Origin of the sequence: Exiguobacterium sp. s83 (assembly GCF_018617095.1) — a bacterium.
In the GTDB taxonomy this organism is placed as follows: domain Bacteria; phylum Bacillota; class Bacilli; order Exiguobacteriales; family Exiguobacteriaceae; genus Exiguobacterium; species Exiguobacterium profundum.
Genome location: NZ_JACSJP010000001.1, coordinates 1,179,881 through 1,201,226, shown reverse-complemented (window position 1 = coordinate 1,201,226; position 21,346 = coordinate 1,179,881). Strand labels below are relative to the sequence as shown.

At 47.2% G+C, this 21,346-nt stretch carries 23 protein-coding genes; 21 read left to right on the top strand and 2 right to left on the bottom strand.

Annotated features, from left to right (window positions below):
* Positions 1 to 96: 96 nt before the first annotated feature.
* From KNO73_RS06230 to coaE, 5 genes are all read left to right on the top strand, one after another.
* Positions 97 to 798 (top strand): response regulator transcription factor, encoded by a 702-nt coding sequence (locus tag KNO73_RS06230; RefSeq protein ID WP_074036521.1) that lies wholly within the window; start codon positions 97 to 99, stop codon positions 796 to 798.
* On the top strand, positions 795 to 2,522 hold the full coding sequence (gene pnpS, locus KNO73_RS06225) for a two-component system histidine kinase PnpS (protein ID WP_078147187.1): 1,728 nt from the start codon (positions 795 to 797) through the stop codon (positions 2,520 to 2,522). The genes KNO73_RS06230 and pnpS overlap by 4 nt, the downstream gene beginning before the upstream one ends.
* A 207-nt stretch (positions 2,523 to 2,729) precedes the next feature.
* A complete protein-coding gene (polA, locus tag KNO73_RS06220) occupies positions 2,730 to 5,324 on the top strand; it encodes a DNA polymerase I (protein ID WP_078147186.1) in 2,595 nt (864 codons plus the stop codon).
* A 21-nt stretch (positions 5,325 to 5,345) separates the two neighbouring features.
* Positions 5,346 to 6,173 carry a bifunctional DNA-formamidopyrimidine glycosylase/DNA-(apurinic or apyrimidinic site) lyase gene (gene mutM / locus KNO73_RS06215; protein WP_078147185.1) on the top strand — a complete coding sequence of 276 codons (828 nt, stop codon included), beginning with the start codon at positions 5,346 to 5,348 and terminating at the stop codon, positions 6,171 to 6,173.
* Between the two features lie 13 nt (positions 6,174 to 6,186).
* On the top strand, positions 6,187 to 6,792 hold the full coding sequence (gene coaE, locus KNO73_RS06210) for a dephospho-CoA kinase (protein ID WP_012726710.1): 606 nt from the start codon (positions 6,187 to 6,189) through the stop codon (positions 6,790 to 6,792).
* Positions 6,793 to 6,805: 13 nt separating this feature from the next.
* Here the strand turns inward: coaE and KNO73_RS06205 are convergent, their stop codons facing one another.
* Positions 6,806 to 7,288: a site-2 protease family protein gene (locus KNO73_RS06205; protein WP_012726709.1), complete on the bottom strand. Its 483-nt coding sequence runs from the start codon at positions 7,286 to 7,288 to the stop codon at positions 6,806 to 6,808.
* Positions 7,289 to 7,445: 157 nt separating this feature from the next.
* On the opposite strand from KNO73_RS06205, the gene KNO73_RS06200 reads away from it, so the two are divergent.
* From KNO73_RS06200 to KNO73_RS06165, 8 genes are all read left to right on the top strand, one after another.
* On the top strand, positions 7,446 to 8,477 hold the full coding sequence (locus KNO73_RS06200) for a glyceraldehyde-3-phosphate dehydrogenase (protein WP_078147184.1): 1,032 nt from the start codon (positions 7,446 to 7,448) through the stop codon (positions 8,475 to 8,477).
* Positions 8,478 to 8,709: 232 nt separating this feature from the next.
* A complete protein-coding gene (speD, locus tag KNO73_RS06195; RefSeq protein WP_012726707.1) occupies positions 8,710 to 9,096 on the top strand; it encodes an adenosylmethionine decarboxylase in 387 nt (128 codons plus the stop codon).
* A 112-nt stretch (positions 9,097 to 9,208) separates the two neighbouring features.
* Positions 9,209 to 9,580, top strand: a complete 372-nt coding sequence (locus tag KNO73_RS06190; RefSeq protein ID WP_031423166.1) for a hypothetical protein — start codon at positions 9,209 to 9,211, stop codon at positions 9,578 to 9,580.
* Positions 9,581 to 9,592: 12 nt separating this feature from the next.
* Positions 9,593 to 10,060: a transcriptional regulator NrdR gene (gene nrdR, locus KNO73_RS06185; protein ID WP_012726705.1), complete on the top strand. Its 468-nt coding sequence runs from the start codon at positions 9,593 to 9,595 to the stop codon at positions 10,058 to 10,060.
* Between the two features lie 40 nt (positions 10,061 to 10,100).
* Positions 10,101 to 11,453, top strand: coding sequence for a DnaD domain protein (locus KNO73_RS06180; RefSeq protein WP_012726704.1), 1,353 nt, complete (start codon positions 10,101 to 10,103; stop codon positions 11,451 to 11,453).
* A 4-nt stretch (positions 11,454 to 11,457) separates the two neighbouring features.
* The gene (gene dnaI, locus KNO73_RS06175; RefSeq protein WP_078147182.1) at positions 11,458 to 12,372 is read left to right on the top strand and encodes a primosomal protein DnaI; all 915 of its coding nucleotides are present in this window, start codon (positions 11,458 to 11,460) and stop codon (positions 12,370 to 12,372) included.
* Positions 12,373 to 12,670: 298 nt separating this feature from the next.
* Entirely contained in the window at positions 12,671 to 14,614 is a 1,944-nt protein-coding gene (gene thrS, locus KNO73_RS06170) for a threonine--tRNA ligase (protein WP_012726702.1), read from the top strand.
* Positions 14,615 to 14,717: 103 nt separating this feature from the next.
* Positions 14,718 to 15,590, top strand: coding sequence for a DUF1002 domain-containing protein (locus KNO73_RS06165; RefSeq protein WP_214730470.1), 873 nt, complete (start codon positions 14,718 to 14,720; stop codon positions 15,588 to 15,590).
* 30 nt (positions 15,591 to 15,620) lie between these two features.
* On the opposite strand, the gene KNO73_RS06160 is transcribed toward KNO73_RS06165, so the two are convergent.
* Positions 15,621 to 15,830 (bottom strand): hypothetical protein, encoded by a 210-nt coding sequence (locus KNO73_RS06160; protein ID WP_012726699.1) that lies wholly within the window; start codon positions 15,828 to 15,830, stop codon positions 15,621 to 15,623.
* Between the two features lie 341 nt (positions 15,831 to 16,171).
* On the opposite strand from KNO73_RS06160, the gene infC reads away from it, so the two are divergent.
* From infC to pheS, 8 genes are all read left to right on the top strand, one after another.
* On the top strand, positions 16,172 to 16,702 hold the full coding sequence (gene infC / locus KNO73_RS06155) for a translation initiation factor IF-3 (RefSeq protein WP_012726698.1): 531 nt from the start codon (positions 16,172 to 16,174) through the stop codon (positions 16,700 to 16,702).
* A gap of 30 nt (positions 16,703 to 16,732) precedes the next feature.
* Positions 16,733 to 16,927, top strand: coding sequence for a 50S ribosomal protein L35 (rpmI, locus tag KNO73_RS06150; protein ID WP_012726697.1), 195 nt, complete (start codon positions 16,733 to 16,735; stop codon positions 16,925 to 16,927).
* Positions 16,928 to 16,955: 28 nt separating this feature from the next.
* Positions 16,956 to 17,315 carry a 50S ribosomal protein L20 gene (gene rplT / locus KNO73_RS06145; RefSeq protein ID WP_012726696.1) on the top strand — a complete coding sequence of 120 codons (360 nt, stop codon included), beginning with the start codon at positions 16,956 to 16,958 and terminating at the stop codon, positions 17,313 to 17,315.
* 86 nt (positions 17,316 to 17,401) lie between these two features.
* Entirely contained in the window at positions 17,402 to 17,656 is a 255-nt protein-coding gene (locus KNO73_RS06140; RefSeq protein ID WP_031423177.1) for a membrane protein, read from the top strand.
* 24 nt (positions 17,657 to 17,680) lie between these two features.
* A complete protein-coding gene (locus KNO73_RS06135; protein WP_214730471.1) occupies positions 17,681 to 18,163 on the top strand; it encodes a dUTP diphosphatase in 483 nt (160 codons plus the stop codon).
* Positions 18,164 to 18,182: 19 nt separating this feature from the next.
* Positions 18,183 to 19,262, top strand: a complete 1,080-nt coding sequence (locus KNO73_RS06130; protein ID WP_078147180.1) for a M42 family metallopeptidase — start codon at positions 18,183 to 18,185, stop codon at positions 19,260 to 19,262.
* A gap of 1 nt (position 19,263) precedes the next feature.
* Complete coding sequence (locus KNO73_RS06125) at positions 19,264 to 20,010, top strand: TrmH family RNA methyltransferase (protein ID WP_031423182.1); 747 nt, start codon at positions 19,264 to 19,266, stop codon at positions 20,008 to 20,010.
* A 305-nt stretch (positions 20,011 to 20,315) separates the two neighbouring features.
* Positions 20,316 to 21,338 (top strand): phenylalanine--tRNA ligase subunit alpha, encoded by a 1,023-nt coding sequence (gene pheS, locus KNO73_RS06120; RefSeq protein ID WP_215112223.1) that lies wholly within the window; start codon positions 20,316 to 20,318, stop codon positions 21,336 to 21,338.
* Positions 21,339 to 21,346 lie beyond the last annotated feature (8 nt).

Sequence of the window (21,346 nt, the reverse complement as noted above, 5' to 3'; positions counted from 1 at the left end):
TTTGTTTTTGTAAAGATTTGCTTTGAGGTTGGTCGTTTCAAGCATTGATTTGTAAAATAGAAAGTGACATTTGATGGTTTAAGAGGAGGAAGCAGTGTGGCTGATAAAGTAATTGTTGTCGACGATGAAGTGTCGATTGCGACATTATTGAAATTTAATTTAGAACAAGCTGGCTTTGAAGTAGAGACGGCGCACGACGGCAAAACCGGATTGGAATTGGCTGAGAAAAAGGACGCCGTGCTCATTGTGCTCGATTTGATGCTCCCGGAGATGGATGGACTTGAAGTGTGCAAACGACTTCGTCAGCAAAAAGTCAATACACCGATTTTAATGCTCACGGCAAAAGATGATGAGTTTGACAAAGTATTGGGGCTCGAGCTCGGAGCGGACGATTATTTGACGAAGCCGTTCAGCCCACGTGAAGTAGTCGCGCGCGTCAAAGCGATTCTTAGACGTTCTGCCCCGCAAGAATCGGCGGTTGAAGAGGACGTCATTCAAATCGGAGATGTTAAAATCGTCACTTCAAACTACGAAGTGTTCAAGCAAGGAGAGCGCCTCGAGTTGACGCCGAAAGAATTCGAATTGTTAGCCTATTTGGCGAAAAATAAAGGACGCGTGTTGACGCGAGACCAATTGTTATCGGCCATTTGGAATTATGACTTTGTAGGTGATACCCGGATTGTTGATGTCCATATCAGTCACCTTCGTGAAAAAATTGAACCGGTAACGAAGAAACCGACCTATATTAAAACGATTCGTGGTCTTGGCTATAAGATGGAGGAGCCGACTTCGGAATGAAGACGTATCGCTCTAGATTTATGACGACTCTCATTTTTCTTGTGACCGGTGTCTTGTTGACGCTCGGGATTGTCCTTGGGCAACTCTTCAAAGACTTTTATCTGGATTCTGAACGAGACCGTCTAAAAGAAGATGCTCAATTGGCAGCCCTCTACCTCGAAGAAGGCGAATTGGACGAGATTCGTGAGTATGTCGGTCAAATCGATGACGGAAGCAGCTTTGATATTCTCCTTCTCAATAGTCGGATGGAGGTAATCGCTGGCACGCCGTTTCGCGTCGGGTCCATCGATTACAAAATTGATCCGAATATGGTCCCTGAGGAAGGGACGTTCGGTGAAGCGGATGAGGACGAGTTGATTCAATACACAAAACCGATCGAACTTGCGACGGGTGGGACAGTCTATTTAACATTCATCCGTTATGTATCGGATTTAGAAGGGGTGTACAATCGCATCTGGTTGACGATTGCCCTCGCGCTCTTCTTCTCCTTCTTCATAATTTTATTCGTGCTCCAACATTTGACGAATCAATTTATTCGACCAATCGATGAGGCGACGATCGTTTTGCGGGAACTGGCGGACGGGAATTATCGGGCCCGTGTGTATGAACTCAGAAATGATGAAGAGACCGGTAGCCTAGCAGGGTCAATCAACGTGCTTGCCCGGAATTTGGAGTCGATTTCTCTCGGGGAGTCCGTACAACGGGCGAGACTCGAATCGTTAATCGAGTATATGGGGGCGGGTCTTCTGCTCGTCGACGAGCGAGGGATTGTCACGTTGGTCAACCGCTCTTATCGTGAAATGTTCCAATACGATGATTTAACGATTGGACAATTTTATCACGGGATTCTACCGAGTCCTGAAGTAGAAACACTGATCGAAGACGTTTATCTGACGGAAGAGGTCCACCGCCGTCAGTTATCGATTCGAACGGGATTCAATCAAAAAACGTATATGGTATCCGCAGCACCGATTTTCAGTGACACCGGGATGCTTCGCGGCACGACGTTACTGTTTAACGATATCACGGAACTGAAACGACTTGAGAAGATGCGGAAAGATTTCGTGGCGAACGTTAGTCATGAACTGAAGACACCGCTCACATCCATACGTGGGTTTAGTGAGACGCTTCTTGATGGGGCGAAAGAAGTCCCGGAACTTCGAGACCAGTTTTTAGACATCATCCAGAAAGAAGCGACACGGATGCAGATGCTTGTTGAGGATCTCCTTGAATTGTCGAGATTGGAGCGGGATGACTTCCAAATGGAGTTGGTGTCCGTCGATCTGAATCAGCTCGTCGATGAGGTCTGTCTCCTGCTCAGTCAAAAGGCGAGCAAGAAGTCGATTCAGCTAGAAACGAAACACGAGGGAACGGTCGTCTTGCAAGCGGACCTGAACCGAATGAAGCAAGTCATCATGAACTTGGTCGCCAACGCCATCAACTATTCACCAGAAGGAAGTCGTGTCGACATCGCCGTGGAAGCAATGGCAGATTCCTATAAACTTCGCGTCAAGGACAACGGAATCGGGATCGCCGAAAAAGAAGTGAGTCGTATTTTTGAGCGCTTCTATCGTGTCGATAAGGCAAGAAGTCGGAACTCGGGTGGAACTGGCCTCGGACTCGCCATCGTGAAACACATCATCGATTTGCATCATGCCACGATCGACGTAGAGAGTGAGGAAGGCAAAGGAACGACGTTTACCATTACATTCCCTCGGGTTTAACAATGACTTTATCGTTCGTTCATATTTACTTTACAAAACCTTGCTATCCTATGAATGAGACCTCTTCATCATCTCGTGACTCGATCGGTGCTCATCTCCACACGATCGAGAATTTGGCCCTTTTCTATTCGTAGAAAAGGGTCTTTTTTTTCGAACGCATGTACCCGTATGGTATGATGGTTGAAGAGAAGAATGGAGGTCGATTGAATGAATAAACTACTAGTCCTTGATGGGAACTCCTTAACATATCGTGCGTTTTTTGCACTGCCTCCGATGTCGGATGCGTCAGGTCGGAATACGAATGCAGTGTATGGGTTTACGATGATGTTATTGAAACTAATGGAAGATGAGCAACCGACTCATTTTGCTGTGGCGTTCGATGCGTCAAAGAAAACGTTCCGTCACGATACGTTCGCGGAATACAAAGGTGGACGTCAAAAGACACCGGGAGAATTGCGTGAACAATTTCCGCTCGTGCGTGACGTTTGTCGGGCGTTTGGCATCTCTGTCTTAGAGCTCGATCAATACGAGGCGGATGATATCATCGGGACGCTCTCAAAAGACCCGACTTTTGATCAGGTGACGGTTGTGACGGGGGATAAGGATTTACTTCAATTGATCAATGAACGTGTGACGGTCTATTTGACGAAACGAGGCATCACCGACGTCGAGAAAATGACCGTGACCGCGTTCAAGGAACGCTACGACGGACTACAACCGATTCAGATGATTGACCTAAAAGGATTAATGGGAGATAAATCTGACAACATTCCTGGTATTCCAGGGGTCGGGGAAAAGACGGCACTGAAGTTGATTGCCACATACGGTACCGTCGAGGCCCTTTACGAACATACGGATGAGTTGAAAGGGAAGCAAAAGGAAAAAGTAGAGGCGAATGAACAAGAAGCGAAAATGTCGAAACAGTTGGCGACCATTTACACGGATGTACCGATTGATGTGACGATGGATGATCTTCTCTTTAAGCCATATGACGCTTCGGTCGTCAAAACGTTATTTATGGATTTACAGTTCAAGTCACTCATCGGCAAACTGACGGATACCTCTTCAGAAGAACCGGTTGAAAAAGCGGAACGACCAACAATCGCGTTGGCCGATCAAGATTTATCGCGAGCTGTGTTAATGCTTGAACAGCTGAATGATGATTATTTTGAAGAAGACGTGATTGGAGTGGCGATCGCTTCGGAACGAGGTGTCACGATTGGAGATGTGACGCTTCTTGAGGACGAACGGGTCAAGGAATGGATCGAAAACGAGACGAAGACGACGATTTGTCTCGATGCGAAGCAGACAATTATTCAATTGAAACGTCACCAATTGGCACTGCGTGGGTATGAAGACCTGCTTGTCGCAGGGTATTTGCTCAACCTATCTGGTGGGACGTCTCTCAGCTCGATTGCCGCACACTTTACGTATCCTCTTGAGGAAGATGAAACGGTCTACGGAAAAGGTGCAAAAATCAAGGTGCCGGAAGAGAATGTTTTTCATGCTCATCTCGCAGAAAAGGCGTACGCCATCTACACATTGTTTGAACGCATTGTTTCGGAGTTGAAAGAGAATGAACAGACAGAACTCTATGAGGCGCTTGAAAAACCACTCGTCTCCGTATTGGCCGAGATGGAGTGGGCTGGTATCCACGTAAATGTCGAAACGCTTCAACATATGGAAACGGACCTGCGTGAACGTCTAAATGCACTTGAGGTCACGATTCATGAATTAGCCGGGGAACCGTTCAACATCAACTCACCGAAACAGTTAGGGGTCGTATTATTTGAAAAACTGTCACTCCCTCCTGTGAAAAAGACGAAAACAGGATACTCAACGGCAGCGGATGTCCTCGAAAAATTGGCACCGCTTCATCCGATCATTGAGAAAATCATGCATTATCGTGAACTTGGCAAACTTCAGTCCACGTATGTCGAGGGCTTGCAGAAAGTCGTGAAGGATGATGGCAAGATTCATACGCGTTATACACAGACGCTTACTCAAACGGGACGGCTTTCGTCGGTTAACCCGAACCTTCAAAATATTCCGATTCGATTAGAAGAAGGGCGTCGCATCCGTAAAGCGTTTACCGCGAGTGAACCGGGATGGGTACTTTATGCGGTCGATTACTCTCAAATCGAACTGCGCATCATGGCACATATGTCACAAGATGAGAAGATGATGGCAGCCTTCCTTCACGATGAGGATATTCATACGTCGACGGCGGCGAACGTGTTTAAAGTTTCCACTGAAGAAGTTACGTCACTCATGCGTCGTCAAGCAAAAGCCGTCAACTTCGGAATCATCTATGGCATCAGTGATTATGGACTCTCACAAAACCTAGGGATTACACGGAAAGAAGCGCAGACCTTTATCGATACGTACTTTGAACAGTTCCCTGGGGTGAAGACGTTCATGGATGCCGCGATTGAACGGGCACGTGAACACGGGTTCGTCGAGACGATGTTGAAACGACGCCGGAACATCCCGGACATCCATTCTCGTAATTTCAACTTGCGTGGGTTTGCTGAACGTACCGCAATCAACACACCGATTCAAGGAACGGCAGCGGACATTATTAAAAAAGCGATGATTGATGTCGATCATGCGTTAAACACGTCAAAACTTCAATCTAAGCTGTTGTTACAAGTACACGATGAATTGATATTCGAAGGTCCGGCCGAAGAGATGGAAGCATTAGAAAAACTTGTGACCGAAGCGATGGAACATACGGTCACACTTGATGTCCCGTTACGTGCGGACGGAGCGGTTGGAACGACATGGTTTGACACGAAATAAACGGATAGAAAGGAAATCAGTATGCCAGAATTACCAGAAGTCGAAACGGTCTGTCGTAGGTTGCGACCTGCCGTTTCAGGAAAAACGATTCAGTCTGTCGATGTCCTTGACCCTAAAATTATCCGCGGACTCGACCCCGAAGAATGGGTTCACCATTTGATAGGAGAAACGATTACGGATGTGGAACGTCGGGGGAAATTCATCTTATTCAAATTGACGAACGGGTATCTCGTCTCCCATCTTCGGATGGAAGGGAAGTTTTTCCCTTATGACTCCATTACAGAACCGGTAAAACATACACATATCGTGATTACGTTCACGGACCAATCGACTCTACACTATAATGATGTCCGTAAATTCGGTACGATGGAGTTGCGGACGAATGAAACGATTCATACCACACCACCGCTCTCATTACTTGCGTACGAGCCGTTTGACGAGCGTGTGACAACCGAGGTGTTACACCGACGTTTAGAGCGCATGAAGACACGCGCGATTAAGACCGCCCTCCTCGATCAATCCATCTTTGTTGGATTAGGTAACATCTATGTAGATGAGACGTTGTTTCGTGCGGGTGTCCATCCGACACGACCGGCCGCAAGTTTGTCACACGAAGAAGTCGACCGTGTGCGGACTGAAGCCATTGCTGTATTGACTGAGGCCATTGAGCGTGGAGGTAGTACGATTCGCAGTTATGCCAATCCAGATGGGGCCACAGGAACGTTTCAAGAGAGGCTCTACGTGTATGGACAGACCGGAGAACCGTGCCGCCGATGTGGACATGAAATTGAAAAGATGAAATTGGGCGGGCGAGGTACGCATTACTGTCCGCACTGTCAACAACGTTAAGGGGTGGACGTGTATGTTGAAGATTGGATTGACTGGTGGAATTGCAACCGGGAAGTCTACGGTATCGCGACTGTTTCGAGAACGAGGCATTCCGATTATCGATGCCGATTTGATTGCAAGGACGGTCGTTGAACCAGGAGGAAAGGCGATTGAGGGGGTAAGGGCCGCATTTCCAAAATGTTTTGTGGGCGACGTGCTGAACCGTCCTGCGCTCGGTCGGGAAATCTTCCATGATGAAGCAAAACGTCAGCAATTGAATCAATTGATGCATCCAGCGATTCGAGAAGAAATGAACGAGCAAATGCGAACGTATGAGGCATCGGGGGAACCTGTCGTCATTTTTGATATTCCCTTATTGTTTGAAGGGACGATGCTCGATCTGGTTGATTATTCCGTCGTCGTCTATTGCCGTGAAGAGATTCAACTGATGCGTCTCATGGAACGGAATGGATTGACGAAAGAAGAGGCGTTAGCCCGTATTCGTTCACAGATTCCAATTGAAGATAAAAAGCACCAGGCGGATTTCCTCATAAACAATAATGGGGCATTAGGGGACCTCCCTCCACAAATCAATCGTCTGGTCGAACAGTTTCAAACGATACAAAAAGAAGGCGACTGATATCGCCTTCTTTTTAGTTTAATGGATCGGATTCTGGAGACCCTTTTTTCCATGTATCATAAATCGCACGTCCATCACTAGGATGACCGTTCGAATAATAGATGGGATAGAGTGAGAAGAAGATATAGTAGAATGAGAAATAGGCGAACTGATACGTATAGAGTGTCGGTTCAATATCTCGTCGAAGAATGAACGCGTTGACGATTAAGATGCTCGCTAAATTGAAAATGGCTCCACCGCCATAGACTAGCGTACGGGTGACCTTGTTGCTCCATCTTAAATCAGTGAACTGGCACCATGCATCGTAAAAATAAACACGATTTACTTGTAAACGACCTACTTTAAATAGTTTCTTCCCGGTACCGATTTGCATATCGAGTGAGCCGCCGAACAACTTTGCGAAGAAGAAGTGTCCAAGCTCATGAATTAACGTCACAATCGGTAAAATGATAAAGAACGAAATAAAGAATTTATCGATATCTCCCCAATCAAACATCATGACGCCTCCTTTCTCTTGTCTGTTACGCCAAGAAATTTCCCTCATTTTCAAAAAATAAACAAAGAAAAACGGAAAAAATGTGACGAATCATAGTGAAAACGCTTACAGCTATCCGTTATAATGAAACCGTAATGTAGAAAAAGGGGGATCTATCATGGGGACAAAAGTGGCAATTAACGGATTTGGTCGAATCGGAAGAATGGTATTTCGAAAATTGATGCTCGAGGGACGTCATGAAGTGGTGGCGATTAACGCAAGTTATCCGGCGGAAACACTTGCGCATCTCATTAAACACGACTCGATTCATGGTCCATTCGGATTGACAGTACGTGCGCATGGGGATGCGCTCGAAGTCGATGGGAAACGGATTGAACTCATTTCGGAACGTGATCCATCACGCTTGCCTTGGTCAGACCTTAAAATCGACATCGTCGTCGAAGCGACCGGGAAGTTTAACTCTGATAGCGGGGCACGACTTCATCTCGAGGCAGGGGCGAAAAAAGTGATTTTGACCGCACCGGGTAAAGGGGATTTACGAACGATCGTGATGGGGGTCAATGATCGTGACTATCGCCCGGAGGAAGATCATATCATCTCAAACGCATCGTGTACGACGAACTGTCTCGGACCTGTCGTGAAGGTCTTACATTCGACGTTCGGTATTGAAACGGGACTGATTACGACCGTTCACGCCTATACGAACGATCAGAACAATATTGATAACCCGCATAAAGATTTGCGTCGCGCGCGCGCGTGTGGCAGTTCCATCATCCCGACATCGACGGGAGCGGCTAAGGCGATTGGTCTTGTGATGCCGGAACTACAAGGAAAGTTGAACGGAATGGCACTCCGTGTGCCGACTCCGAACGTATCACTTGTCGATTTGGTCGTCGAACTCCACCGAGATGTCACGGTCGATGAAGTCAATGAAGCGTTTGAACGGGCAGCGTTTGGAGAAATGACAGGTATTTTAGGCGTTTCTCACGAACCGCTCGTCTCTATTGATTTTAACGGGGACGATCGCTCGTCGATTATCGACATGGATTCGACGATGGTGCTCGGCGGAAATCATGTCAAAGTACTCGCATGGTATGACAATGAATGGGGCTATTCATGCCGTGTCGTGGACTTGTTGGACATGGTGGCCAGCTATCTTCAAATCGGTCAGCAAGAAACACACGCCTAAAAAATATTACGTTCAGGAAAATATTTTTTGAATTTTTTTATCAAATGTCTTGTAAGGACGTCCCAAACACGTTACACTCAATTTCGTGAACTTCAATTGGTCTGACAAACGCAACTTAAAGGGTTAGGACCTCTTAGGACTAACTTGCCCCCGTGGTTGTGGGCGATTCAGGCACAAAGTGAGTGATCATCAACTACTTTGAGACCATTGATGTAAAGGGGGATCCACTAATATGGATACTATGGGACGTCACATTATTACAGAACTTTGGGAGTGCAATCCCGACAAATTGAATGATATCGACTACATCGAGCGTTTGTTCGTCGATGCTGCTCTTCGTTCGGGCGCTGAAGTCCGCGAAGTTGCATTCCACAAGTTTGCGCCACACGGTGTAAGTGGAGTCGTCATCATTTCAGAATCACACTTAACGATTCACAGTTTCCCAGAACATGGCTATGCGTCAGTTGACGTGTTTACATGTGGAGATCGAATCGATCCGGCTACAGCATCGCAGTATATTGCTGAAGGATTGGATGCAAAAGTACGTGAAGATGTGAAACTTGAGCGTGGAATGGGACCGATTCGTGTTCCGGAAGCGCAAGTGGCAATCAGCAAATAAATCAGATTGACCTTTTGAGGCTGGCCGTTTAATGGTCAGCCCTTTTAATTGTTTTGTTGTCGCCTTAATTTTGATATGCTTAACGTATATAACTCAGGCGTTGAGGTGGATTATGGGACTGTTAGATAAGTTACAAACACATATTGAAACGAAAGATACACATAAAAATGAAATGCTCCAAACACGTTACTATGCGGCATCGTCACATGCGATGTTGCAATGGTTAGAAGGAAAAATTCAAGAGAACGGTCAGACGGTTCGTCGAATCGATGCGAATCGAGGAGAACTTTCGTTTCTCGGAGAAGGCTGGGACGGGCTCATCACGATTGTACAAGTGGATGGCGGCCGGACGGCTGTCGATTTTACATTAAACCGTGAACAGCGACTCGGTGCAGACCTTTCTCAAATTGTATCGCACTACTACGAGGCGCTCACACAACAATTCCCGTTACGTGCCATTGGTAATAAAACAGTCGAACGATAAGGAGGTTTGAGCATGCGTTGTCCGAAATGTGATCATAATGGAACGAGAGTGCTCGATTCCCGTCCGGTGCAAGACCATTATTCGATTCGACGTCGTCGTGAATGTGAAAAATGTGGGTATCGGTTTACAACGTTTGAGACGGTTGAACAGACACCGCTCATCATTGTTAAAAAAGATGGAAATCGTGAAGAGTTCAGTCGTGAAAAAGTACTTCGCGGCATTATTCGGGCGTGCGAGAAACGACCTGTCACACTTGAACAGCTTGAAGGAGTTGTGACGAAAGTCGAACAGCAACTTCGTGCCCTCGCCCAGTCAGAGATTCCGAGTGAACAAGTAGGTGAGCTCGTGATGAACGAGCTCGCGCGAGTCGATGAAGTCGCATATGTCCGTTTCGCATCGGTTTATCGTCAATTCAAAGACATCACGGTGTTCTTTAAAGAACTTGAAGATTTAATGAAGCAAGAAAATTCGACCAACTAAAGGGCGGCCTGCTGGTCGCCCTTTTTCAAGGGAGAGAGCCATGGAGAAAGAACGTACAATCTTTGGGACGGACGAATTGTTAATCATGAGTACCGGTCTTGTCGACCGTGAATCGTACCAGTCCCTTTACCACTTATATCAACCTGTCATCGGAGTGAAGGCGCTCGCACTCTATCAAACGTTATGGAGCGAACTGAAGCCGGGCAAAATGAAATCCAACTATATGTCACATAGTGCATTATGTGAGATGTTGGAGTTCTCTATCAATGAGTTAATGGACAGTCTGTTCCGTTTAGAAGCGATCGGGTTAGTGCGCACCTATAAAACAAAAGACGCTCGATTGACACAATACGTCTATCAGTTACGCGTCCCGCTTGCACCGCACACGTTTTTGAATGACGGTCTGTTGTCGAGTTTCCTCTTCTATAAAGTCGGGGAAGTACGATTCAAACAATTGCAGGGGCGTTTTACGATTGATCCGTTGCCGGCAGGCATCGTCGAGGTGACAAAGGACTTCAATGAAGTGTTTGATGTCAAAGGAGTAAACCATCGTGCGTTCACACAAAAAAATTATGAAAAGCCGGACCGGGCAAAGATTGAAATCAACTATTCGTTCGATATGGAAATTGTGAAAAAACTGACGAATTTTCCAGTTGGATTTTTCACGAAAAAATTAGACGAAACGATCACAAAACTGGCCTACGTGTCTCAACTCGATGAAGAGACGATGGCTGAGATGTTAAAAGAGTATTTCGTCCATGAGGCGTATCTGCCACTCAGTGAGCAAGAGAAGCGGGACGGGTGTCGTCAAATGGTCTTACAATTGAAAAAGAAACAGACGCGCCATCGGAAAGAGAAGACCGTCGAACTTGAACAGACGAAACTAGGAGACTTGCATGACCCTGAGGTGATGGAGTCCGCACATCCGCATCAATATGTCTCGACGCTTCGGAAGACCCCGCAACTTTCAAAGAGTGATGAACAGTTAGTCATTGAACTCGTCGACACACTCGGTCTCGCGCCAGGGGTCATCAATGCGCTCTTCTATTACTGTATCGAAGTGAAGAAGCAGACGCGGCTGAGCGAGAACTATGTCTTGCGCATTGCGACAAGTTGGAAAACAGCAGGCTATACGAACGCAAAAGAAGCGCTAGAGCGTGAAGAATCTCAAGATGCGCTCATCGAGAAGAAACAACAAAAACGCGAGAGCGTGCAACGCACCACGGTCGGGTCACGACGGAAACCCCAGCAAGGGGATATGCCGAAGTGGCTCGAGGATGAGGCGAAACAACAGCGCTCATACGACCAAGCGAGGAAAAAGGAACTTGAGTCGTCCGTTCCGGATGACGCGGAACTCGTGAAACTATTAAATGAATTGAAAGAGAAGGGGTGAGGGGATGGAACGAATCAATCAGTCGCTGTCTCAGTTGATGAACCGAAAAGAAGTTCGTGAGGCGTACGAGTCGATTCGCAGACGTACACTGAATCACCCGGGTGTCATCGCATTTTTGAACGCTCATCCAGAGTTAGAGGAGAAGGCGATTGAAATCGGGTTTACCAAACTGAGTGAGTACGCGGAACAGATGGATGGAAAAACGTTCATAGAAGATCAGGCCGTCATCCCGGGTCATCAACCGGTGCTCTATGTCGATCTAGGACAGATTGCCATTCGCTATGAAGAGACGGTCGCTCATCGTCAGGCGAGACGCCAAAAAGAGATGGACCGTAAGTTTAAGAGTTTGTTCTTACCGGAAGAAGTCCGTGAGGCGAGCTTTGAGTCATTTGATTGGGCCGACGACGCGCGTAAAATCGCATTGCGTGAAGCGATGCGATTCGTGACAGGGATGAAGGCGCGTCAAAAAGTGAACGGTCTCTATCTCCACGGTAGTTTTGGCGTCGGGAAGACGTATTTACTCGCCGCAATCGCCAATGAGTTGAAGGTGGCGGACATCGAGACGATTTTAGTTCACGCCCCGGGCTTTGTGTCGGAGGCGAAACGTAAAATCCGTACCGAGTCGTTCGACTCTTTCTTGATGTCGTTTCAACATGTGCCAGTCTTATTGATTGATGACATCGGAGCTGAAGCCATCAGTCCGTGGGTACGAGATGAATTGTTCGGCATCATTCTTCAGTATCGGATGATGCATCGCTTACCGACGCTCTACAGTTCAAACTTTAGCGGGGAAGAGCTCGAGACGCACTTTTCAATCGATGGTTCGCCGCAAAACAAAATGAAAGCACAGCGACTCATGCAACGTATTTCTACGACGACGACCCAAATTGAGTTAAAGGGTGAAAATCGGCGTCGGTAAAGGATTGTTTTTCTCTGGTGAGTTGACTATACTAAGAATCATATAAAGGATGCATAGAAGAGGATATGGATCATCGAGACGAGTTTTAGCGAGGGAAGGGCGGTGGAAGCTTCCTAACGACGACGATGCATTTACTCCCTCGGAGCACCGTACGGGTCAATCGTGCGGCGATTCACACTCGTTATCGTGTGTTCGAGCCAAGCAGATTGCTTGGGAACGAGGGTGGTACCACGAGAATCAAAGCTCGTCCCTTTTTGAGGGATGGGCTTTTTTTATATTCATTTTTGAGAGGGGACAAATGTACATGATTCAATTAACATTTCCAGATGGCGCGGTAAAAGAGTTCGAAGCCGGCGTCACAGCAGAAGACGTCGCGGGCTCGATTAGTCCGGGACTCCGTAAAAAAGCAATCGCAGCAAAACTAGACGGAGAACTCATCGACTACCGTCGTCCAATCGAACATGACGGCAAAATCGAGCTCGTGATGCCGGACTCGGAAGACGGTCTTGATTTGATGCGTCACTCGTCGGCTCACTTGATGGCTCAAGCAATCAAACGGTTATACGGAGAAGACAATAACATCTATCTCGGAATTGGGCCGACGATTGAGAACGGATTCTATTACGATATCGAGATGGATCGTCGCATCAATGAGGAAGACCTTCCTGAAATCGAAAAGATGATGAAACGCATCGTCGATGAGAACTTGGAAATCACACGCGAAGTCGTTTCTCGTGACGAGGCGCTCGCTCGCTATAAAGAGTTGGGAGACCCGCTCAAGATCGAGTTGATCGAGGATATTCCTGCTGATCAAACACTGACAATCTACCATCAAGGTGAGTTCTTTGATCTTTGCCGTGGACCACACGTCCCGTCAACATCGAAGTTGAAAATCTTCAAATTGATGAGCGTGGCTGGTGCCTACTGGCGTGGGGACTCAGACAATAAGATGTTACAGCGTATTTATGGAACAGCGTGGGCGACGAAAGAACAACTCGCTGAACACTTGCGTCTTCTTGAAGAGGCGAAAGAACGCGATCATCGTAAACTCGGGAAAGAACTCGACCTCTTCTTCGTCTCACAAGAAGTCGGTCAGGGGCTTCCGATGTGGCTTCCAAAAGGGGCTTCGATTCGTCGTACGGTCGAGCGCTACATCGTTGATAAAGAGCTCGAACTCGGATATCAACATGTCTACACACCGGTTCTCGGTTCGGTCGACTTGTACAAGACATCTGGACACTGGGATCACTACCAAGACGACATGTTCCCGAAAATGGAGATGGACAACGAAGAACTCGTCCTTCGTCCGATGAACTGCCCGCACCATATGACAATCTACAAACATGAGCCACGTTCGTACCGTGAACTTCCACTTCGAATCGCTGAGCTTGGTGGAATGCACCGTTATGAGATGTCAGGGGCGCTCACAGGTCTTCAACGTGTTCGCTACATGGTCTTGAATGATGGACATACGTTCGTTACACCGGAACAGATGAAACAAGAATTCAAAGACATCGTTCATTTGATTCAAGAAGTATACGCTGACTTCGGCATCAAAGATTATCGTTTCCGTCTCTCGTATCGCGATCCTGCTGATAAAGAGAAGTACTTCGATAACGATGCGATTTGGGAAATGGCACAAAGTCAGTTGAAGGAAACGATGGATGAGCTCGAGCTTCCATACTTTGAGGCGGAAGGGGAAGCGGCATTCTACGGACCGAAACTCGACGTGCAAGTACGGACGGCGCTCGGGAAAGAAGAGACGCTCTCGACTGTCCAACTCGACTTCTTGCTTCCGGAGCGTTTCGATTTGACATACACTGGGCCAGACGGTAAGGACCACCGCCCAATCGTGTTGCACCGTGGTGTCGTCTCGACGATGGAACGGTTTGTCGCTTACTTGATTGAAGAGTATAAAGGCGCGTTCCCGACATGGCTCGCACCGGTCCAAGTCAAGTTAATCCCGGTTTCACACGTCCACGACGAATACGTCGCAGAAGTGAAAGCAGAACTCGTCAAACGCGGCGTCCGTGTTGAAACGGATCTCCGTGACGAGAAACTAGGTTATAAGATTCGCGAAGCACAAATGAAGAAGATTCCGATGACGCTCGTTCTTGGGGATAAAGAACGGGATGAGCGTGCGGTCAATATTCGCCGCTACGGTCAGCAGGAACAAGTTTCTGCTTCACTTGATGAATTCATTGCATCGCTCACAGATGAGATTGCGAACCGTTCACGTTAAGTGAGGGACCACCTTTCCAACCAGAAAGGTGGTTTTTTTCGGTCTATAGACGGATGTGTATTTGTTCATCTACACGTATCGTAAACATAAGGAGTGATACTTAATGAATTATATGAAGCCAGTATTGGCACTTACTATTGGAGCGGTTGCGTTCACAGGAGCGCTTCCGAAAGTCGGAGCTGAGGCGATCGTCAATGACACGATTGTGACGCTCGGGGAGTCGCTCTCTTCAGAGCAACAAAAATGGGTACTCGAACGTATGGATGCCCCAGAAGGAATCGAACCCATTATCACGACTGCCGCAGATGAAGAAAAATATTTAGGAGACTCGGTTCCGCAAGCACAACGTGGAGGCGGCATGTACTCGTCTGCCCGAATCAAATTGACGAACGGGACAGGTCTTGATATTCAAACGGAAAACGTGACATGGGTCACGAAAGATATGTATGCGAACGCCCTCGTCACGGCAGGTGTGACGGATGCGGACATCTATATCACTTCACCGATTAACGTGACGGGCACCTCGGCTCTGACGGGAATTATGAAGGCATATGATCAGACCGCGGCCGAGACTGGGATTGAACTGTCGGAGGAGCGAAAAGAATTGGCACAAGAAGAGCTGGCGGTTACGTCTGAAATCGGTAAGACGGTCGGACAAGAGGATGTAGCAGGTCTCATGAACGAGATTAAAGCGGAAATTGCAAATCAGATGCCGGAGACAAATATTGAGATCCGTGACATCGTCATTCAAGTATTGAACCAAAATAACGTCCAGTTGTCTGAGGGCCAACTCGATCAACTGACGACACTATTCGAAAACATGCAACAGGCCAATTTAGATTGGTCAGCGATCAGCAGTGGATTGAAAGATGCGGGTCAAGATGTGCAGGCATTCCTCGAACAAGAAGAGGTGAAAGGATTCTTCGCCCGATTGTTTGAGGCGATCGGGAACTTCTTCAAGTCACTTACAAACTAAGTGGTATTAAAAAAGGGCGCCTGCCCTTTTTTAGTACCACCGTTTATGGATATAATTTTGAGCCGACTCATGGTCATCGACGATTTTTAAAGTGATGCGATTCATTTCTTCTAGTAAGTCTGTCAATACCGCCTGTAATTTTTCATCTTCTAGCCCATGTGCTTGCATCGTCTTACTGACAATCTGCTGGACTTGATCATGGTAGTCATGTTCTCGCGATACATCTTTTCGCCAGTTCATGTCGATCCCTCCTTTGATATTTCATTATTCCCTTTGAAAAGGTATTGCGAAACGAGAGAATGACTGGTATCATCATAAAAGTGTGAGCTACCAATTATTCATGCGCGATATCTTGACATCTTTTCCTGCTAGTGCTAAGATGACATAGTGATTAAAAACAACAAAGCAGAAGCACCCGCTTTTCACCTCGTCTGAGAGTCATCAGGCAGGTCCATCAAGTTCTTGGTTCATTCGGCATCGTCTGCCGTTTTATGACCTCAACTGATGTGTGGGTGGGAAACTGCCGACGCTTTTTTTATTGCCATGTTGTCTTGTCAATCTAAATCTCGTGCAATCGCACGATGGAGGTGCTAACCATTAGCAAAGAGCTCTTTATCAACGAAAACATTCGTGCCCGTGAAGTACGTCTCATTGGCGCAGACGGTGCACAACTCGGTGTGACATCACGTAACGATGCGTTACGTTTAGCTGAAGAAGCGGAACTAGACCTCGTCTTAGTCGCAGATAAAGCAAATCCACCGGTCGCTAAAATTATGGATTATGGGAAGTACCGTTTCGAACTCCAGAAAAAGGAGAAAGAAGCGCGTAAAAACCAAAAAGTCATCCAAATGAAAGAAGTACGTCTCAGTCCAACAATCGAGGACAACGATTTCCAAACAAAATTGCGTAATGCACGCAAGTTCCTTGAAAAAGGAAACAAAGTGAAGGCTTCGATTCGTTTCCGCGGACGTGCCATCACACACTCGGAAATCGGGAAACGTGTTTTGGACAAAATGGCAGCGGAATGTGCCGATTTGGCAACAGTTGAACAAAAGCCGAAGATGGAAGGACGCAGCATGTTCTTAGTGCTGGCTCCGAACAAAGAAGATTAATTATCGATTCTCAGTGGGGAGGAAATACTCATGCCGAAAATGAAATCGCACCGCGGTGCTTCAAAACGTTTCAAACGTACAGCATCAGGTAAACTCAAGCGTTCACACGCTTACACAAGTCACTTGTTCGCAAACAAATCGACTAAAGCGAAACGTAAGCTCCGTAAAGGCGCTATCGTATCAGCTGGAGACTTCAAACGCATTCGCAACATGATCGCGAAGTAATACAGAAACAATTTAGGAGGGAATCCATATGCCACGCGTAAAAGGCGGTTATACGACTCGTCAACGTCGTAAAAAGCAAATTAAACTTGCCAAAGGATACTTTGGTTCGAAACACATTCTATTTAAAGTAGCAAAACAACAGGTCATGAAGTCACTCATGTACGCTTACCGTGACCGTCGTCAGAAGAAACGTGATTTCCGTCGTCTTTGGATCACACGTATCAATGCGGCAGCACGTACAAACGGTCTCTCATACAGCCGTATGATGCACGGCCTTAAGCTTGCAGGAATCGACATCAACCGTAAGATGCTTGCTGAGCTTGCTGTGACAGATGCACAGGCATTCGCGTCACTCGCTGAAACAGCTAAATCAAAATTGAACGCGTAATCGTTCAATCGACAGCGCCGAGACACTCTCTCGGCGCTTTCTTTTTTCTTTAGAATTTCTTAGAATTAAGAGAAGGAGGAAAGCGTATGAATCAATCGGTTGTTGCGATCGTCGCCTTAGCGCTCATAGTCTTGAACGTTTACACCTACATCCAAGCGAAACAGTATGCGCAAGGAAAAGGTGACTTTAACGTCCTATTCGCCTATGCAGGAGGAGCCATCGGTGCCTTGTTCGGTCTTCATTTGACTCGGAAGAAGACGGTTCATGCCCCAAAACTGCTTCAATTACAAGTATTGATTTTAGCAGTGGGCTGGTCTTTAATGATTTTAGTACTGCTATAAGTGGAGATAGAGGAGGAACATCCGGTGAACTGGACAACATTGTTTGATCGGCAGCGCGAATTAGACGAGCGGATCAAAGCACAACATGGATTATCCGGCAATCAATTCGATGAACGGTTACTGGCGCTGCTTGTCGAGCTCGGTGAACTGGCTAACGAAACACGTAGCTTTAAGTTTTGGTCGAAGAAAGGACCGTCGCCTCAAGATGTGATCTTAGAAGAATATGTGGACGGCATTCATTTCTTATTGTCACTTGGTCTTGCGCTCGGGTATGAACGAGATGCGTTTCCTGCGGGAAGTTCATATCTTGATGCGACTGATGCTTTTTTAGATATTTATCGAAAAGTGACAAACTTTGGTCTTTCAAAAACGGAAGCCATGTACGAGACGCTGATGGCAGCTTATCTCGAACTTGGTCATACGCTCGGTTTTAATGAGCAACTCATTTTGCTAGCATACATGAATAAAAATGAAGTAAACCATGAGCGACAAAATCAAGGATATTAATGAAAAGGAGCGGATTGATATGAATGAATCGTTACATATGTTAAAACGTTTGACGGATGCAACAGGCGTCCCAGGAAATGAGGGAGAAGTCCGTCAATTGATGCGTGAATACCTCGAGCCGCATGTCGAGTCGTTTGAACAGGATGGACTCGGAAGTCTATTTGGTCAAGTGACCGGAGATGCTGAAGGTCCACGTGTCATGATTGCTGGTCACATGGATGAAGTTGGTTTCATGGTGACGCGTGTGGAAGAAGGCGGTTTCCTTCGTTTCCAGGCGCTCGGTGGCTGGTGGAACCAGGTGCTGTTGGCACAACGAATGGATGTAGTCACACGGTCTGGTGAAAAGATTCCGGGTGTCATTGGTGCGAAACCACCTCACGTCCTACCGCTTGAGGCACGGAAGAAGCCCGTCGAAATCAAAGATATGTTCTTAGATATCGGTGCGACGTCGAAAGACGAAGTGGCTGAGTGGGGAATTCGTCCAGGCGATACGGTCGTGCCACATTGTGAATTCACAGTCATGAAAAATGAGAACTTCTTGATGGCGAAGGCATGGGACAACCGCATCGGATGTGCGATTGCCATCGAAGCAGCAAAACGTCTGAAGGAAGAATCGTTCCCAGGCGTCATGTATACAGGAGCGACGGTACAGGAAGAGGTCGGGTTACGTGGAGCGGTGACCGCTGCCAACTTGATTCGCCCGGATGTCGCGATTGCTGTCGATACAGGCATTCCGAGTGATACGCCGGGAATGACCCAAGCAGAAGGGTTGTCAAAACTCGGGGACGGGGTTCAAGTCATCTTCTTTGATGCGACTACCGTCACGAACCCACGCCTTGTCGACCTCATCGTTGACGTGGCCAAAGAGCAAGACATCAAATATCAATTGGACTTAACGCCAGGCGGTGGCACAGATGCTGGGCGATTCCATCTTTCTGGGATCGGGATGCCGGCCATCGCATTGACAGTGCCGGTCCGCTATTTACACACGAACGTGTCCATCATCCATAAGGATGATTACGAGGCAGCGGTACAACTCGTTGTCGCATTGACGAAACGTTTAGACCACGAAACGGTCCAATGGTTGAAAGAGGGATAATATGACGAAGATTACGTCTACGAAGAGCGAGACGATTAAACGATTAAAACGATTGATGACGAAAAAAGGTCGTCAAGAAACGGGTCAATTCCTAGTAGAAGGAGAACATTTGGTGGACGAGGCCATTCGTGCCGGTCGACTCGTCCAACTCATCATGGCTGAGTCGTATTCACCAAAAGGAACGTGGCGACTTGAAGATATGCCAGTCCTCGAGTTATCCGACCACGTTGCGGACCTTCTTTCCGAAACGGAAAAGACCCAAGGCGTGTTTGCCGTTGTCAAGATGACGCCGGTGGAACGAAAAATGAAGAAGGTACTCGTACTAGACCGAGTACAGGACCCGGGTAATCTCGGTACGATGATTCGGACAGCAGATGCTGCCGGATTCGATACGGTGTTACTCGGGAAAGGGACGGTCGATCCGTTCAACGCCAAAGTCGTACGTGCCACACAAGGTTCACTGTTTCACGTGAACGTGACCTCGGTCGACTTGCTTGAAAAGTTACCTGAGCTGAAAGAGGATGGATTCCACGTCTACGGCACAGCTCTCTCAAAGGCAACATCGTATGAGCAAGTTGCATTCGAAGACAAAGTGGCCCTCGTCATTGGGAATGAGGCACAAGGGGTTCATGCTGATGTATTGGCACTCTGTGACACACGTGTGCATATTCCGGTGCTCGGCGACGCGGAATCGCTCAACGCGGCGGTCGCTGCCGGTATTTTAATGTATCGCATCGCTTTACAATAATCTTGTCAGCACGTGAAAAACGTGATAGGTTAAACACATCGATGAATAAGATATGACGTTGAAAGAACATAGTAAGCGAATGACCGATTCCGTTCAGGGAGCAAGGGCCGTGACTGAGAGCCTTTGCCGGATTCGTCGCTGAATTCACTCTGGAGTCGTGTTGGAGACAACACCGGTTTGGCATCACGATAACGATGCTCTCAAGTGGGCCATGAATAATTGGCCAAGTAGGGTGGTACCGCGATGATTCGTCCCTTCAGTCAACGACTGAAGGGATTTTTTTATGTAGAGGAGGAAGCGAACACATGAAAGAACAATTAGAACAGTTACAAGTGGAAGCGTTAGAAGAAATCAAACAGGCATCCACACAAAAATCATTGAATGACGTCCGCATCAAATATTTAGGGAAAAAAGGACCGATGACTGAAGTGCTCCGTGGCATGGGTAAATTATCTGCCGAGGAACGTCCAATCATCGGTGAGTTGGCGAATACCGTTCGTACCGCGATTCAAAGCACACTCGATGCTCGAATCGAAGAGGTGAAGGCGATTGAATTAGAGGAAAAGTTAAAAGCGGAAACGCTCGATGTGACTCTACCGGGGCGGACATCGACTCCTGGCCACAGTCATCTCTTACAACAAATCATCGACGAGATGGAAGACTTGTTCGTTGGACTCGGATATACGATTGCTGAAGGTCCTGAAGTCGAAACCGATCTCTACAACTTCGAAATGCTCAACTTGCCGAAAGATCATCCGGCACGAGACATGCAGGACTCGTTCTATATCACGGAAGAGACGTTACTTCGTACTCATACGTCTCCTGTACAGGCTCGCACGATGTTGGAGGCGAACGGAAAACCGATTCGCATCATCTGCCCAGGTAAAGTGTATCGTCGTGATGAAGACGATGCGACGCACTCGCATCAATTCATGCAAATCGAAGGGTTGGTTGTCGATGAATCCATCTCGATGGCTGACTTGAAAGGGACACTCGAAGTGTTCGTGAAGCAGTTGTTCGGAGAAACGCGCGAAATTCGTCTCCGTCCAAGCTTCTTCCCGTTCACGGAACCATCGGTCGAAGTCGACATCTCTTGCTTCAAGTGTGGCGGGAAAGGATGTAACGTTTGTAAAGGAACCGGGTGGATTGAAATTCTCGGAGGCGGAATGGTCCATCCGCATGTCTTGGAGATGGCTGGCTATGACTCGTCAAACGTGTCAGGGTTCGCATTCGGAATCGGAGTGGAGCGTATGGCGATGCTCAAACACGGCGTCGACGACATCCGCCATTTCTACACAAATGACTTACGTTTCATCGAGCAATTCTAAGGAGGAAG

What these genes read in the sequence shown, in the direction of transcription:
- pnpS (WP_078147187.1), top strand. Translation starts at nt 795, where the DNA reads ATGAAGACGTATCGCTCTAGATTTATGACGACTCTCATTTTTCTTGTG.
- polA (WP_078147186.1), top strand. Translation starts at nt 2,730, where the DNA reads ATGAATAAACTACTAGTCCTTGATGGGAACTCCTTAACATATCGTGCG.
- mutM (WP_078147185.1), top strand. Translation starts at nt 5,346, where the DNA reads ATGCCAGAATTACCAGAAGTCGAAACGGTCTGTCGTAGGTTGCGACCT.
- coaE (WP_012726710.1), top strand. Translation starts at nt 6,187, where the DNA reads ATGTTGAAGATTGGATTGACTGGTGGAATTGCAACCGGGAAGTCTACG.
- KNO73_RS06205 (WP_012726709.1), bottom strand. Translation starts at nt 7,288, where the DNA reads ATGTTTGATTGGGGAGATATCGATAAATTCTTTATTTCGTTCTTTATC.
- KNO73_RS06200 (WP_078147184.1), top strand. Translation starts at nt 7,446, where the DNA reads ATGGGGACAAAAGTGGCAATTAACGGATTTGGTCGAATCGGAAGAATG.
- speD (WP_012726707.1), top strand. Translation starts at nt 8,710, where the DNA reads ATGGATACTATGGGACGTCACATTATTACAGAACTTTGGGAGTGCAAT.
- KNO73_RS06190 (WP_031423166.1), top strand. Translation starts at nt 9,209, where the DNA reads ATGGGACTGTTAGATAAGTTACAAACACATATTGAAACGAAAGATACA.
- nrdR (WP_012726705.1), top strand. Translation starts at nt 9,593, where the DNA reads ATGCGTTGTCCGAAATGTGATCATAATGGAACGAGAGTGCTCGATTCC.
- KNO73_RS06180 (WP_012726704.1), top strand. Translation starts at nt 10,101, where the DNA reads ATGGAGAAAGAACGTACAATCTTTGGGACGGACGAATTGTTAATCATG.
- dnaI (WP_078147182.1), top strand. Translation starts at nt 11,458, where the DNA reads ATGGAACGAATCAATCAGTCGCTGTCTCAGTTGATGAACCGAAAAGAA.
- thrS (WP_012726702.1), top strand. Translation starts at nt 12,671, where the DNA reads ATGTACATGATTCAATTAACATTTCCAGATGGCGCGGTAAAAGAGTTC.
- KNO73_RS06165 (WP_214730470.1), top strand. Translation starts at nt 14,718, where the DNA reads ATGAATTATATGAAGCCAGTATTGGCACTTACTATTGGAGCGGTTGCG.
- KNO73_RS06160 (WP_012726699.1), bottom strand. Translation starts at nt 15,830, where the DNA reads ATGAACTGGCGAAAAGATGTATCGCGAGAACATGACTACCATGATCAA.
- infC (WP_012726698.1), top strand. Translation starts at nt 16,172, where the DNA reads ATGGAGGTGCTAACCATTAGCAAAGAGCTCTTTATCAACGAAAACATT.
- rpmI (WP_012726697.1), top strand. Translation starts at nt 16,733, where the DNA reads ATGCCGAAAATGAAATCGCACCGCGGTGCTTCAAAACGTTTCAAACGT.
- rplT (WP_012726696.1), top strand. Translation starts at nt 16,956, where the DNA reads ATGCCACGCGTAAAAGGCGGTTATACGACTCGTCAACGTCGTAAAAAG.
- KNO73_RS06140 (WP_031423177.1), top strand. Translation starts at nt 17,402, where the DNA reads ATGAATCAATCGGTTGTTGCGATCGTCGCCTTAGCGCTCATAGTCTTG.
- KNO73_RS06130 (WP_078147180.1), top strand. Translation starts at nt 18,183, where the DNA reads ATGAATGAATCGTTACATATGTTAAAACGTTTGACGGATGCAACAGGC.
- KNO73_RS06125 (WP_031423182.1), top strand. Translation starts at nt 19,264, where the DNA reads ATGACGAAGATTACGTCTACGAAGAGCGAGACGATTAAACGATTAAAA.
- pheS (WP_215112223.1), top strand. Translation starts at nt 20,316, where the DNA reads ATGAAAGAACAATTAGAACAGTTACAAGTGGAAGCGTTAGAAGAAATC.